Origin of the sequence: Micromonospora sp. WMMD710 (assembly GCF_029626045.1) — a bacterium.
GTDB lineage: Bacteria > Actinomycetota > Actinomycetes > Mycobacteriales > Micromonosporaceae > Micromonospora.
In genome coordinates this window covers 1,495,543-1,507,738 of sequence record NZ_JARUBD010000001.1, presented here as the reverse complement: position 1 = coordinate 1,507,738, position 12,196 = coordinate 1,495,543, and the positions used below count along the sequence as shown (strand labels likewise).

Here is a 12,196-nt window from a genome sequence, read left to right as displayed (position 1 = left end):
TGGTCGGCTGTGTGGTGACGCTCGTGCTGCTGGCCGCGCTCGCCGGGACGCGGCTCAGCCCGTGGCTGGTGGCGCCGGTGATGACGGTGGCGTTCACGGCGGTGTGGTCGTGGCGGGCCGCAGGGACCGACGACAGCGGCCTGTGGGCGGTCGGGGCGATTCTGGTGCTGGTCGGGATGGGCTCCCCCGCCGGTGGTGTCTTCCTGGACATCGCGAGCCGGCGCGGTCGGCAGCGCCCTGGTGAGCCTCGCCGGGCGGCGGATCGGCCGGCGGATGGCCGGCCGACCCGCCTAGGAGCCGATGCGGCGATCGTTGGCAGCTCAGCAGCGCTGCGGGCGGCGTGTCGAGTAGCTCAGCTGCCGACGATCACGGATGCGTGTCGCGGGCGAGGCGTCGGTGTGCCGGCGAACGGGACGTCGACCTGGTTCGCCGTGCCCTGCGGGCCGTCGGGGTGCCGCCACAGCCCTCGGTCCCGCAGGATCGGCAGCACACCCTCGCCGAACCAGTACGCCTCCTCCAGGTGTGGATAGCCGGAGAGGATGAACTCGTCGATGCCGAGCGCGTGGTACTCGGCGATCCGGTCGGCGACCTCCGCGTGGCTGCCGACGAGGGCGGTGCCGGCTCCGCCCCGCACCAGCCCGACCCCGGCCCACAGGTTCGGCGCGACCTCCAGCCCGTCGCGGGAGCCGCCGTGCAGGTCGAGCATCCGGCGCTGCCCCTCGGACTCGCTGCGCCGCAGCCCCTCCTGGACCGCCCGGATGTCGGCCTCGGCGATGCCGTCGAGCAGGCGGCGCGCCTGCGTCCACGCCTGCTCGGCGGTGTCCCGGGCGATGACGTGCAGCCGGATGCCGAAGCGCAGTTCGCGTTCGGCCTCGGCGGCAAGCGCGCGGACCCGGTCCAGCTTGTCGGCGACCAGGGCCGGCGGCTCGCCCCAGGTGAGGTAGACGTCGCTGTGCCGCACCGCCACCGGCAGGGCCGCGGCGGACGACCCACCGAGGACGGCATCCTCGGTGAGCTGCTGCTGGGCCGCCGTTACGGGCACGCCATCCACTTCTGGGATCTCGCCAAACGCCGGCACGTCCAGCGGGTCGATCTCGGCGATCAGTACCAGATGCCGTTGGAGCTGCGCCCGCCGCACGACCCGTCGAAGTCGTACGGGTTCGTGGGGGTCGTGATCAGCGTCGAGGACCTGTCCGCGTCGATCTGGCTGTGGCACCGCGACGGCGACGCCTGGGCGGTCACCAAGGTGATCGACATCCCAGCCGAACCGGCCGATCCGGCGGACCTGCCCGACCTGCTCAAGCCGTTCGGGGCGGTGCCGCCGCTGGTGACCGACATCGACCTGTCGGTCGACGACCGCTTTCTCTACGTCTCCTGCTGGGACACGGGAGAGCTGCGCCAGTACGACGTCACCGACCCGCTGCACCCGGTGCAGACGGGCTCGGTGCACCTCGGCGGGATCGTCCGCCGGACGGCGCACCCGTCCGCGCCGGACGAGGCGTTGGCCGGCGGCCCGCAGATGGTGGAGGTGAGTCGGGACGGGCGGCGGGTCTACGTCAGCAACTCGCTGTACGGCGCGTGGGACGACCAGTTCTACCCCGACGGGGTGGGCGCCTGGCTGGCGAAGCTCGACGTGGACGTCGAGGCCGGCGGGCTCCGCCCCGATGAGAGGTTCTTCCCGCACGGGGACGAGTTCCGGGGCCTGCGGGTGCACCAGACCCGGTTGCAGGGTGGGGACGCGTCCTCCGACTCGTACTGCTTTCCGTGACCGTCTCCACCCTCGCGACACTCGCGGCGCTCGGCGCGTTCCACGGCCTGAACCCGGCGATGGGTTGGCTGTTCGCGGTGGCCCGGGGCCTGCAGGAGCGCAGCCGGGCGGCCCTGCTGCACGCGCTGCCACCGATCGCGGCCGGGCATCTCGCCTCGGTCGGGATCATCGCCGCCCTGGTCACGGCGACCCGGTCGGTGACGGCGAGCACCGCCCTCGCGGTGGTCGGCGGGGTGCTGCTGGTCGCGTTCGGCCTGTGGCGCCTGCTCTCGGAGCGACACTTCCGTTGGGCGGGGATGCGGCTGTCCGCGGCGCAGCTCGCCGGCTGGTCCTTCCTCATGTCGTCGGCGCACGGCGCGGGGCTGATGCTGCTGCCGGTGCTGGTGGCCGAGCCGGTGCCCGGAGGCCACTCCGGGCACCTGGCCGCCGCCCCGGTGGGTGCGCTGTCCGGGCTCGCCGCGGCCGGGGTGCACACCGTGGCGATGCTCGGCACCGCCCTGGCCGTGGCGATGCTGGTCTACCAGGTGCTCGGGGTCGGGGTGCTGCGTCGGGCGTGGTTCAACGTGGATCGGCTCTGGGCTGGCGTACTGGTGGCCGCCGGGTTGGTGACGCTGATCCGGGCCTGACTGTGGTCGCGGATGTGGGACGGGCAGTACCAGACACAGCGCTACATCGTCGACGCGCTCGCCGACGACGACAACGAGTTCGAGGTATCGGTCGCCACCGGTGCCTGTATCGCGACGGCGACCGCGGCGATCGTACGCTGGGCCGAATGCGGTGGCATCGAAGACCTCGACGCTCTGATGGCCGCAGCGCTGCGCACTGTCACGCAATCACCCGACGGGGTCACCATGGTGAGCGACCGTCCGCTGGCAGATGGGACACGCCTCTGTGGACGGTCCAGGTCTGTGCTTCCATGTCGGCATGATCACTCCGACTCCTCTCATGCGCCTGGTCGCCGGTGTGTGGGGGTTCAAGACTCTCGCCGTCGGCGTCGAACTCGGCCTGTTCACCAGGTTGGCCGGCGGACGGACGATCACCGTCGAGGAGGTCGCCGCCGAATTCGGGCTGCCCGACCGGCCCGCGGACCTGTTGATGGCCGCCAGTGCCTCGCTCGGCCTGTTGGAGAAGGCCGGCGACGGCTACCGCAACTCCGAGTTGGCCGAGCAGTTCCTGGTCGAGGGTCGCCCGTACTACTTCGGTGCGCAGGTGCGCTACTCGGATCTGCGCACCTACCTGCCCTGGCACCGCATCGGCGAGGCCCTGCGCACGGATCGGCCGCTGACCTGGGACCCGGAATCCCAACAGTCGATGTTCGACACCGCCGACCCGGAGATGTTGGCGCAGTTCTGGGACGCGATGTTCTCCACGTCCAGCTTCACCGCCAGCGCGCTGGCCGACGCGTACGACTTCTCGGCGCACCGCCGGCTGCTCGACGTCGGCGGCGGGGCCGGCGCGTTCCCGATCGAGTTCTGTCGGCGGCTGCCCGAACTGCGGGCGACCGTCCTGGACCTGCCGCACGTCTGCGTCCGCGCTCGGGAGCGGATCGCGGAGGCCGGGCTGTCCGGTCGGGTCGACGCGGTAGCCGGTGACTTCCTCGTCGACCCGGCACTACCGGACGGGCACGACGTCATCCTGCTCAGCATGATCCTGCACGACTGGGACGAGCCGACGAACCGGGCGCTGTTGGCCCGTTGCCACGCGGCGCTGCCACCGGGCGGGGCGATCGTCGTCTGCGAGCTGCTGCTCAACGACGAGCGCACCGGGCCGCCGGAGGCGGCGCTGATGGGCATGAACATGCTCGTCGAAACCGAGGGAGGGCGGAACTACTCGGGCGCCGAGTACGCGGCCTGGCTCAGCGACGCCGGTTTCGTGGACGTGCGTACCGTGCCGTTCGACGCGCCCGGGGCCAACGGCGCGGTGGTGGCCCGCCGGGCCTGACAGCCGGCGACACCCGGCCCCGGTGCGAACCGTGGGCCGGGTGTCGCAGCGCCGCACGGCGCTGGCGTCCGATCGGCTACCGGTACGGGTCAGGCGCGAGCCTTCGCCGGCTGCTTCATGAAGTCCATGATCGCCTTGTTGACGTCGTCGGCGTGCGTCCACGGGATGCCGTGCGGAGCGCCCTTGAGCGTGATCAGCTGGCCGGTGGGCATCATCGGCCCGAGCCGCTGGCCGGTCACCGGGTAGGGCAGCACGTTGTCCTTGTCACCCTGCACGATCAGCAGCGGCACATCGACCTTCGGCAGGTCGGGGCGGAAGTCCTCCTGCCAGGCGTCCACGCTGTCGTGGGTGCCCTTCGCGGAGGCCATCGCACCAATCTGCCAGTGCGCCCGGTACGCCTCCTCGCTGACCAGCTTGCCCTTGTTCTCGCTGTAGTTGAAGAACGCGTCGCAGAACTGGGTCACGTAGGCGAAGCGGTCCTTGATGATGGCCTGCTGGAAGCCCTTGAAGAGGCTCGTGTCCACGCCCTCCGGGTTGTCCGGGGCCTTGGCCAGCATCGGTTGCAACGGACTGAGCAGCACCGCCCGACTGACCCGCTGCGATCCGTAGTTGCCCAGGTAGCGGATGACCTCGCCGGTGCCCATCGAGTGACCGACCAGGGTCGCGTCGCGCAGGTCCAGTTCGGTCATCAGCACGTCGAGATCCGCGGCGAACGTGTTGTAGTCGTACCCGAACGTCGGCTGGGCGGAGTTGCCGTACCCACGCCGATCGTAGGTGATCGTCCGGTATCCGGCGTTGAGCAGCTGGTTGGTCACCTTTTCCCAGGTCGCCCCGTTGAACGGGAAGCCGTGGATCAGCACCACCGGCTTGCCGGATCCGTGATCCTCGTAGTACAGGTCGATGGGCGCGGAGTTTTCCGTCCCCACGGTGATGAAAGGCATGTTTGTCTCCTGCTCCGGTTTCGGGCTGTCGAACGCCACGCGCTTTCCCGTCGGGTTGCCGGATATGCGGGCTGCCGACGTCGCCCGGTCCCAGGCCAGCCACGCCAGTACCATCGACATTTATCGACCTCGTCGGTAGGGTTGGCGGTAGGAAAGTTTCGGCACCTCGGAGGTGGGCATGCCCCGTCCAATCCGCACCGGGATCGCTGTGTTGGCCACCGGAGCGGCCACCGCCGCCCTGGGCGCCACGCCGGCCCAGGCCGACCCGGTGGTGCCACGGCACGCCATCGTGGTCTGCCAGAGCGCCAGCTTCTACGCCAACTACGACTCAGCCGGCGGCCCCACCGGCCTGAAACGCACCCTCGAATACGGCAACAAGATCGGCCACACGCCGGGCGCGCACCCGGTCTACAACGGGTGGGCGGCGTCCTTCGACTTCGGCCCGAACGACTGGGGTTACCTCCGCGCCGAGTGCATCGGCGGGTACGACTCATGGTGAGCCGGCGGAGCACCCGGGTGACCACCGGCCTACTGGCCGGAGTCCTCGCCGCGACGCTCGCCCTGCCGACCCCGGCGCAGGCGGCCAACGGCACGCTCGGCGAGCGGGAGACGGTGTGCGCGAGCGACCTGTTCGTCCGCACCCAGCCCAACGGCGCCTGGATGGGCACCCTTTACCAGGGTCAGACGTTCCTCGTCGAGGGTCCGCGCAGCGGCGGCTACGTCTACGGTTTCGCCTACGGGTACATCAACCGGCGCGGCTGGGTGCAGGACGGGTGGTTCTGCTGACGACGCCCGTTGGCGCGGCGATACGGCAGGACAGAGGGTGTCCCTACCGGGCGACGACGGCCTAACCTCTGAGCGTGAGTCTTCCGCCCCGGCTGCGGGCCGTCAGCGACCTGCACATCAGTCATCCGGAGAACCGCGCGTTCCTTCAGGAACTGCGTCCGGAGCACGACGGCGACTGGCTGCTCGTGGCCGGCGACGTGGCCGATCGGTACGCCGACATCGAATGGGCGCTCGGGCTGTTGAGCAGCCGGTTCGCGAAGGTCGTCTGGGCGCCGGGCAACCACGAGCTGTGGACGCCGCCGGGCGACCCGGTGGAGCTGCGCGGCGAGGCGCGCTACCGGGAGCTGGTGGGGATGTGCCGGCGGCTGGGGGTGGTCACCCCGGAGGATCCGTACCCGGTGTGGGACGGCGACGGCGGGCCGGCCACCATCGTCCCGCTGTTCGTGCTGTACGACTACACGTTCCGGATGCCCGAGGCGAGCACGAAGCAGGAGTCGCTGGACCTGGCGTACGCGGCCGGAGTGGTGTGCACGGACGAGGCGCTGCTGCACCCCGACCCGTACCCGAGCCGCGAGGCGTGGTGCGACGCCCGGATCGCCGAGACCGAGCGTCGGTTGGCCGAGCGTGATCCGGCCCTGCCGACCGTGCTGGTCAACCACTACCCGCTGGTGCGGGAGCCCACCGACGTGCTGTGGTATCCGCAGTTCGCCCAGTGGTGCGGCACCGTACGCACCCGCGACTGGCACCTGCGTTTCGGTGCGTCGACCGTGGTCTACGGGCACCTGCACATCCCGCGCACCACGTTCTACGACGGGGTGCGGTTCGAGGAGGTCTCGCTGGGCTACCCGCGCGAGTGGCGACGGCGCGGCTCGGTCCCGGACCCGGTGCGCACCATCAACCCGGCAGACGACCTGCGCCGGGGCGCGTCCGTCAGCGGGTGAGGCCAACCAGCGTCGCCAGTCGCGCCACGCCGGCCGGCGCCGGGTTCGCGCGGGCTACATCGGCGATGAGAGTACGCGCCAACGGCCGCCACCGGACCTCGGCGGGCGCGACGCTGTCCGCGTCGACCAGGGCGCGAGCCGCGCCGCGCAGGTCCCCCACGTGCAGGTACGCCCGCGCGACGTCCACCAGGTACGCGCCCCGATACTCGGCCGGCAGCCGTCGCCACGCCTCCCGCCGAACGACGCTTACATGCCGTCGCACCGCCTCGCTCGCGTCACCCCGCTGCGCTGCCAACAGCACCCGCGTCAGCTCGACGGCGACCGACCCGAAGCTGGTGCGGTACTCATCGTCGTACCCCCGCAAGCCGGTGGCGATGCCCGCAGCCCGGTCGGCCAACTCCTCGGCGCGACGATGCTCGCCACATCCGGCGGCAGCCAGCGCAGCCTGCACCAGCAACGTCCCGCCCACGGCCCACTCCCCCGCCCCCAACCCCCAAGCCCTCCCACCCCCACCCGCACCCGCGCCTTGGTGATCATGAGGTTGACGGGTCATTTGATCTCTCCACGGCCCGTCAACCTCATGATCACCGACCCGGAATGGGGCCACGTCGGTCGGCCGGGAGGATGCGGTTCGCGGCGGCGAGCGTCGCGGCCAGGGCGAGGCAGTCGCGGCCCGACGCGCGCAGCGCCTGGCCGACGGAGATAGCCGCTGTCGCCGCGAGAGGCGGATCGTCACCCGCCACTGCCATCGCTCGATCGGCGCTCAGCCACCCGAGGTCGGCCTCACCGAGTTTGACCAGCAACGCGGAGGCGAGCCGGTATGTCTGCACCCGCAACTCCAGTGCCCTTACGCCCTGCACGACATCGAGCAGACTCGGCAACACCCGCACCAACTGCGCGTAGTGCGCATGCTGGTAGGTCAGCCAGGCGTATCCGACCTGCCGTCTCACCTCTTCCGCCGTCTGCTGCGTGACTTCCGGGGTGTCGTAGCGGGCGAGAGCGGCCCGGATGTCGTCCATCCCGTCGAGAGCACCGACCGGCGTCTTCTGCGACTGCTGGCCGAGCAGCACCTCCGGGTCGATCCGCAGCACCTCGGCCAGATCCTGGATCACCGAGTACCGGTCCAGGGCACGCACACCCCGCTCGACCTTGTCCACCCAGCTCTTCGACCTGCGCAGCCGGTCGGCGAGCTGCTGCTGCGTCATCGACCGCCGCACCCGCCAGCTCGCCACGCGGCGGCCGATCGGAAGGTCATCGCTGGTCACGCCGCCACCGCCGGTCCGGGACCGCGCGGGTCGTGTCCTCCACCGGTACGCGCTCCGCCTCGGCTTGCGCCAGGAGGCGCTGCTTGGCAGCCTCCCGCTCGGCCGCCTCGGCCTGCTCACCCTTGCTCGCCGTCCCATCGCCGCGCATGCCACCTCCGTCAGGCAGTGGGCGCGACGTAGGTCTCCGAACAGCTCTTATCGCCGTCACCCACGGTCATCGTCGGCGCGACAATGGGTGGCTGACCAGGCGAAGCGCGTCCGTTACGGCGTAGCGGACAGCCCAAGCAGATGGACGGCTTCGATGACTTTGTGAGCGAGGTCTTGGGATGCGGTGGCTATGGCGATTGCGTCTGCCATCGCCAGCGTCTCGCGAGCCGCCGCGGTGTCTCCAGCCTGCGCCTGGGCAACGGCCAGGTGGATCAGGTTGTGACCGTGCCACTCCGCGCCGTTGGCCTCCTCGTTGACGCCGGCGACGCCGGCCATCAGCAATCCCAGCGCTCGGTCGTTGGCACGGCTGTCCGTTGCACCGAGATGCCGCAACACACTGCCCTGCTGGATGGCGAAGAACGACGGCGTGTACCAGTAGCCCCACGGAGACAACGGTTCCTCCGCAGCCTGCGCCGACAGGTCCGACGCCTCCGAAAGACACCCGAGCACCGCAGTTGACTCCGCACCGGCCATGGCAAGACCCCTCGCCTCTTGCCCTGCGCAATACGCCCGCAGAGCGGCAGTCACCGTGTGATCCCTTCTCGACTCCCGCGAAAGCCGAATCATGGTCGGGAGATCACGTCGGCACTCGGCCTGATACCCCTGAAACGACACGACGGTGGCGACCAGATCCGCGTTGCCGGCCTCGCTGGCCCACTGCAACGCCCTCGCGTTCCACACCGTGGCGGCACGCTCCTCGCCCCGCGCGATACTGAGCCAGCCCGCGAACTGTGCCCACTGCCCGGCCAGATCGACCATCCGAGGGCGCACGTCGTCGGGAGCGTCCCTCAGCAGGCTGGTCACGGTACCGAGGTGATCCCGTACCGGCCGCATGATCGGCCCTGATCCGATGGCATCCTCCAACCGACGGTAGCCCGCGAGGAGACCGGCGAGCGCATCTGCTGTGGCGCGATCGGCCCGCCCTTGATGCGCCCGCACATAGGCCAGACGATCGCCACCCTGCGGCGCTTCGACGACCAGCGCCGCCAACACGCCGTTTGCGTGCAACGCGTCGTCGAGCCGAACCGTCACGTCGACCGTCGGCTTCGTCTGCCCAGCCTCCAGTTGATGAATAAGGCTCTTGCCGTGGTTGACAGCGGCGGCAAGTTGCCGCAGCGACAGTCCCCGTGCTTCCCGGAGTCGCCGCAGCTCAGTCGGAAAACGTGGGTCAACGAGTGTGGTCGCGCGTGGGGGCATGGCAGCACTCCTACCTCACGGCTTGACGGCGGCAATAGCGGCAGCCGCCAGTCCTGCAACCATCGACGGTACTCCCGGCCTTGTGGTCCGACCTAGCACATCGCTCGCAGCGACAGGCCGCTCGCCCGCGCGGGACCTCCGTCCAGGTCACTTCGATGACGCCAGCGAACGAGCTTCAGATGAGGGCTACTCGTGCTGCTCGGGCGCGGCGGGCCGGGTGGAATTGAAGCAGGTGACCCGGCGGGCCCGTATCGGCCAACGAGGAACGCACCCACCGGGCGGTCAATGAGCTGCTGGGCCAGTAGCTTCCGCCAGTAATGTTGAGGACATCGGGCCAGCCGTTGCCTGCCTGCCGCCCACCAGCTGAGAGCGCGGTGGGATGGGCGGCCGCCGGTCGGCGTCCGGCGGCCGCCCCCACAAGCGGTCAGCTGCCGTACACCTCCAGGGTCGACACCTGACCGGCCGGCCAGCCGGTGTTACCCGTCACGGTGATCCGCACGTAGCGGGTCTGCGCGGCGCTGAAGGTCAGCGCCACCTGGTTGCCCGTCGACGGGTCGAACGTCCGCCCCGCCGAACCGACCAGCGTGCCGAAGCTGCCTCCGTCGGTGCTGCCCTGCACGGCGATGGTCTGCGTCCGGGTGGCCCAGGCCGACGACGGCGGCAGCTTCAGCACCACCCGCCCGACCGTGCGGGTCGCGCCCAGGTCGACCTGGACCCACTGGGGGAACGCGTTGTTGGCGCTCTCCCAGTAGCTGTTCGCGTCGCCGTCCACGACGTTGCCCGACCCGTAGCTCTGGACGTGGCTGCTCTCGCTGGTGGATCGCCCCCGGGCGAGGTCGCTGTTGGCCGGGGCGTCGGTGGTGACGGTGACCGCGTTCGAGGCCGCCGAGGTGTTGCCCGCGGCGTCGCGTGCGGTGACGGTGAAGGTGTACGAGGTGGACGCGCTGAGCCCACTCACGGTCGCCGTGGTGCCGGTGGCGGTGGCGACCACAGTGCCGCCCTGGCGTACCTGGTAGCCGGTCACGCCGTTGTCGTCGGTGGACGCCGTCCAGGCCAGGGACACGCTGCTCGCCGTACGGCCGGTCGCCGTGAGGCCGCTCGGCGCGGTCGGCGGGTTGTCCGTGGTGCCGCCGGCGGCGTACACCTCGACCTGGGCGAGCTGGCCCGCCGGCCAGCCGGTGTTGCCGGCGATGCTCAGCCGGATGTGGCGGGCCGTGGTGGTCGTCAGCGCGCGGGTGACGGTGTTGCCGGTCGCCGGGTCGAAGGTGAACGCGGAGGCCCCGGCGATGGTGGAGAAGGAACTGCCGTCGACGCTGCCCTGCACGGTGATGGTCTGGGTACGCGCGCCCCAGCCGGACGGCAGTCGCAGCACGAGCCGGTTGACCGGGTGGCTGGCGCCGAGGTCGACCTGCCACCAGTGCGGGAACGCGCCGCCGCCGCTCTCCCAGTAGCTGTTGGCATCGGAGTCGACCGCGTTCGACGCCGGGAACGGGCCGTTCTGACTGCTCGCCGAGGCGGCCCGTCCGGCAGCGAGGTTGCCACCGGTCGGGGGCGGGGTCCCGACCATCGGCGGTGTGGGGCGGACGGGGGTGAGGGCGAGCTGCCCCTTGAGCATCCGGCCGCCGTCGCCGGTGATCCGCAGGTAGTAGTCGGCGGAGCAGGCCACGCCGTCCTCGTCCAGCGCCCGGATGTTCGCACCGGCCGGGGTGGTGGCCTGGGTCTCGGACGTCTTGGCGATCTGGTTGCCCTCGTTGTACTCGTCGAACATGGACACGTAGAGGCCCTGCGAGCCGAGCCGGACCATGTTGTAGATGTGCCGCCAGTAGAAGTCGCCGTGCTTGCGGTGCCCACCGGCGAGGTCACCGGGCATCACGCAGGGCAGGTAGTCGATGCCGCGCGCGGCGCAGTCGGCCATGTCGCCGATGTTGACGTTGTTGTAGTACGAGTCCAGCTCCTCGACGGTTCTGGCCCGGTAGACCATCCACGGCGAGATCGCGTGGAACGCGTGGTAGACGTCGAGGAAGCCGGGCCTGGAGTCCTCGATGCCCTGGCGCCACCAGGTGGGCACGCCACCGATGACGTAGCAGCCCTGCGCCTTGAACCAGTTGACGACCTCCAGGCAGGGCCCGGGGGTGAAGGGCCGGCTGGGTTCGCTGAAGCCGAAGCCCCAGATGCAGACGACCGGCTTGCCGTTCTGCCGGGCGTACGCGCTCGACGCGGTGTGCGCGGACATCTTCGTCGTCCAGTCGGTCTTGATCTCCGACTGCATGGACAGCCAGTCGGTGACGTCGTACATGATGTAGAACTTGCGGCCGTAGCGTTCGGCGGCCGAGCGGACCTTCTGCGTCATGGCGTCGCGGGTCGGTCCCTCGTCGCCCATCGGGTTGAACCGTTGCAGCGCGGCGGTGTCGCAGCCGTACTCCTGCATCCACCGGAAGTGGGTGTCCACCGTCTGCTGGTCGTAGGACGAGAAGAGGGTGGCCGGCGAGCCGTTGCCGAGGTTGGGGTACGCGGTGGGATAGCTGCGCGTGTACTCCCGCATGTCCGGCCAGGACACGATGGTGGTGTTGGCGGGCGAGGGCGGCTGGAAACGGTCGCGGCTCCAGTGCCACCAGCCGCCGATCGGCGCGGAGTCGCCGGGGGCGCTGAACCAGCCCTGGTAGCCGACCGTCACCTTGCCGACCACGTCCCCGGGAGGACTGGCGGCGTGCGCGGGGCTGGCGAGGAGTCTGGTGGTGGAGGCGGCGGCGAGGGCGGAGGACGCCAGCACCGACGTGACGAATGTGCGGCGGGAGACCGCCATGGGGACCACTCCTTCGGGACGGAAGGCATTGACGGCCATCGTGGCAGCAGTGGTCGCCGCCCCGCAAGAGTCATACTGATCAATGGAATTTTTAGTCAAGATTTCGAAAAGGTGGGCTTGTGAATCGCGAGCACCGCTCGAGCCCTTGCTTTTTTCGGCGATACCATCCCATCCGAAACTAAACGGACATAGCCTCGGCGTTGCCTTCTCGACGGTCGAGAAGGGGCTGACTGAGCAGAGGCGACAACGTGAGATTTTCCCAGCGACTTGCAGCTACTGGAGCGGTCGCGGTGGCGACCGCGGGAGTGATGCTCCTATCCGGAGGAGGCCCGGCTGCTGCGGCACCC

General features: G+C 70.2%; 12 protein-coding genes and 1 pseudogene. 6 read left to right on the top strand and 7 right to left on the bottom strand.

Features of this window, described 5'->3' with window-relative positions; all coding sequences use genetic code 11:
• Positions 1–352 precede the first annotated feature (352 nt).
• Positions 353–994: pseudogene (locus O7620_RS06800) on the bottom strand (LLM class flavin-dependent oxidoreductase); the annotation flags it as partial.
• Here O7620_RS06800 and O7620_RS06795 point away from each other — a divergent pair.
• From O7620_RS06795 to O7620_RS06785, 3 genes are all read left to right on the top strand, one after another.
• The gene (locus tag O7620_RS06795; protein ID WP_278122342.1) at positions 953–1,768 is read left to right on the top strand and encodes a selenium-binding protein SBP56-related protein; all 816 of its coding nucleotides are present in this window, start codon (positions 953–955) and stop codon (positions 1,766–1,768) included. The pseudogene O7620_RS06800 and the gene O7620_RS06795 sit on opposite strands and share 42 nt — an antisense overlap.
• Positions 1,765–2,394 (top strand): hypothetical protein, encoded by a 630-nt coding sequence (locus O7620_RS06790; RefSeq protein WP_278122341.1) that lies wholly within the window; start codon positions 1,765–1,767, stop codon positions 2,392–2,394. The genes O7620_RS06795 and O7620_RS06790 overlap by 4 nt, the downstream gene beginning before the upstream one ends.
• A 298-nt stretch (positions 2,395–2,692) precedes the next feature.
• Positions 2,693–3,709, top strand: a complete 1,017-nt coding sequence (locus O7620_RS06785; protein ID WP_278122340.1) for a methyltransferase — start codon at positions 2,693–2,695, stop codon at positions 3,707–3,709.
• An 89-nt stretch (positions 3,710–3,798) separates the two neighbouring features.
• On the opposite strand, the gene O7620_RS06780 is transcribed toward O7620_RS06785, so the two are convergent.
• Entirely contained in the window at positions 3,799–4,650 is an 852-nt protein-coding gene (locus O7620_RS06780) for an alpha/beta hydrolase (RefSeq protein ID WP_278122339.1), read from the bottom strand.
• A 178-nt stretch (positions 4,651–4,828) separates the two neighbouring features.
• Here O7620_RS06780 and O7620_RS06775 point away from each other — a divergent pair, with 178 nt between their 5' ends.
• The 3 genes from O7620_RS06775 to O7620_RS06765 all read left to right on the top strand — a co-directional run bounded on the left by O7620_RS06775 (position 4,829) and on the right by O7620_RS06765 (position 6,377).
• Positions 4,829–5,149, top strand: coding sequence for a hypothetical protein (locus tag O7620_RS06775; protein ID WP_278122338.1), 321 nt, complete (start codon positions 4,829–4,831; stop codon positions 5,147–5,149).
• A gap of 17 nt (positions 5,150–5,166) precedes the next feature.
• A complete protein-coding gene (locus O7620_RS06770) occupies positions 5,167–5,436 on the top strand; it encodes a hypothetical protein (RefSeq protein WP_278122337.1) in 270 nt (89 codons plus the stop codon).
• A gap of 68 nt (positions 5,437–5,504) precedes the next feature.
• Positions 5,505–6,377, top strand: a complete 873-nt coding sequence (locus O7620_RS06765; protein WP_278126886.1) for a metallophosphoesterase — start codon at positions 5,505–5,507, stop codon at positions 6,375–6,377.
• On the opposite strand, the gene O7620_RS06760 is transcribed toward O7620_RS06765, so the two are convergent.
• The 5 genes from O7620_RS06760 to O7620_RS06740 all read right to left on the bottom strand — a co-directional run bounded on the left by O7620_RS06760 (position 6,367) and on the right by O7620_RS06740 (position 11,849).
• Positions 6,367–6,846 (bottom strand): hypothetical protein, encoded by a 480-nt coding sequence (locus O7620_RS06760; protein ID WP_278122336.1) that lies wholly within the window; start codon positions 6,844–6,846, stop codon positions 6,367–6,369. The genes O7620_RS06765 and O7620_RS06760 overlap by 11 nt on opposite strands.
• A gap of 115 nt (positions 6,847–6,961) precedes the next feature.
• A complete protein-coding gene (locus O7620_RS06755) occupies positions 6,962–7,642 on the bottom strand; it encodes a helix-turn-helix domain-containing protein (protein ID WP_278122335.1) in 681 nt (226 codons plus the stop codon).
• On the bottom strand, positions 7,629–7,790 hold the full coding sequence (locus O7620_RS06750; protein WP_192580483.1) for a hypothetical protein: 162 nt from the start codon (positions 7,788–7,790) through the stop codon (positions 7,629–7,631). Before O7620_RS06750 ends, O7620_RS06755 begins: the two co-directional genes overlap by 14 nt.
• A gap of 113 nt (positions 7,791–7,903) precedes the next feature.
• Positions 7,904–9,046, bottom strand: coding sequence for a helix-turn-helix domain-containing protein (locus O7620_RS06745; protein ID WP_278122334.1), 1,143 nt, complete (start codon positions 9,044–9,046; stop codon positions 7,904–7,906).
• A 424-nt stretch (positions 9,047–9,470) separates the two neighbouring features.
• Complete coding sequence (locus tag O7620_RS06740) at positions 9,471–11,849, bottom strand: discoidin domain-containing protein (protein ID WP_278122333.1); 2,379 nt, start codon at positions 11,847–11,849, stop codon at positions 9,471–9,473.
• Positions 11,850–12,196: the final 347 nt, after the last annotated feature.

Bases quoted from the DNA above. Each gene is read 5' to 3' on its own strand.
- O7620_RS06750 (WP_192580483.1), bottom strand. From the start codon at position 7,790: ATGCGCGGCGATGGGACGGCGAGCAAGGGTGAGCAGGCCGAGGCGGCC.
- O7620_RS06775 (WP_278122338.1), top strand. From the start codon at position 4,829: ATGCCCCGTCCAATCCGCACCGGGATCGCTGTGTTGGCCACCGGAGCG.
- O7620_RS06745 (WP_278122334.1), bottom strand. From the start codon at position 9,046: ATGCCCCCACGCGCGACCACACTCGTTGACCCACGTTTTCCGACTGAG.
- O7620_RS06785 (WP_278122340.1), top strand. From the start codon at position 2,693: ATGATCACTCCGACTCCTCTCATGCGCCTGGTCGCCGGTGTGTGGGGG.
- O7620_RS06740 (WP_278122333.1), bottom strand. From the start codon at position 11,849: ATGGCGGTCTCCCGCCGCACATTCGTCACGTCGGTGCTGGCGTCCTCC.
- O7620_RS06780 (WP_278122339.1), bottom strand. From the start codon at position 4,650: ATGCCTTTCATCACCGTGGGGACGGAAAACTCCGCGCCCATCGACCTG.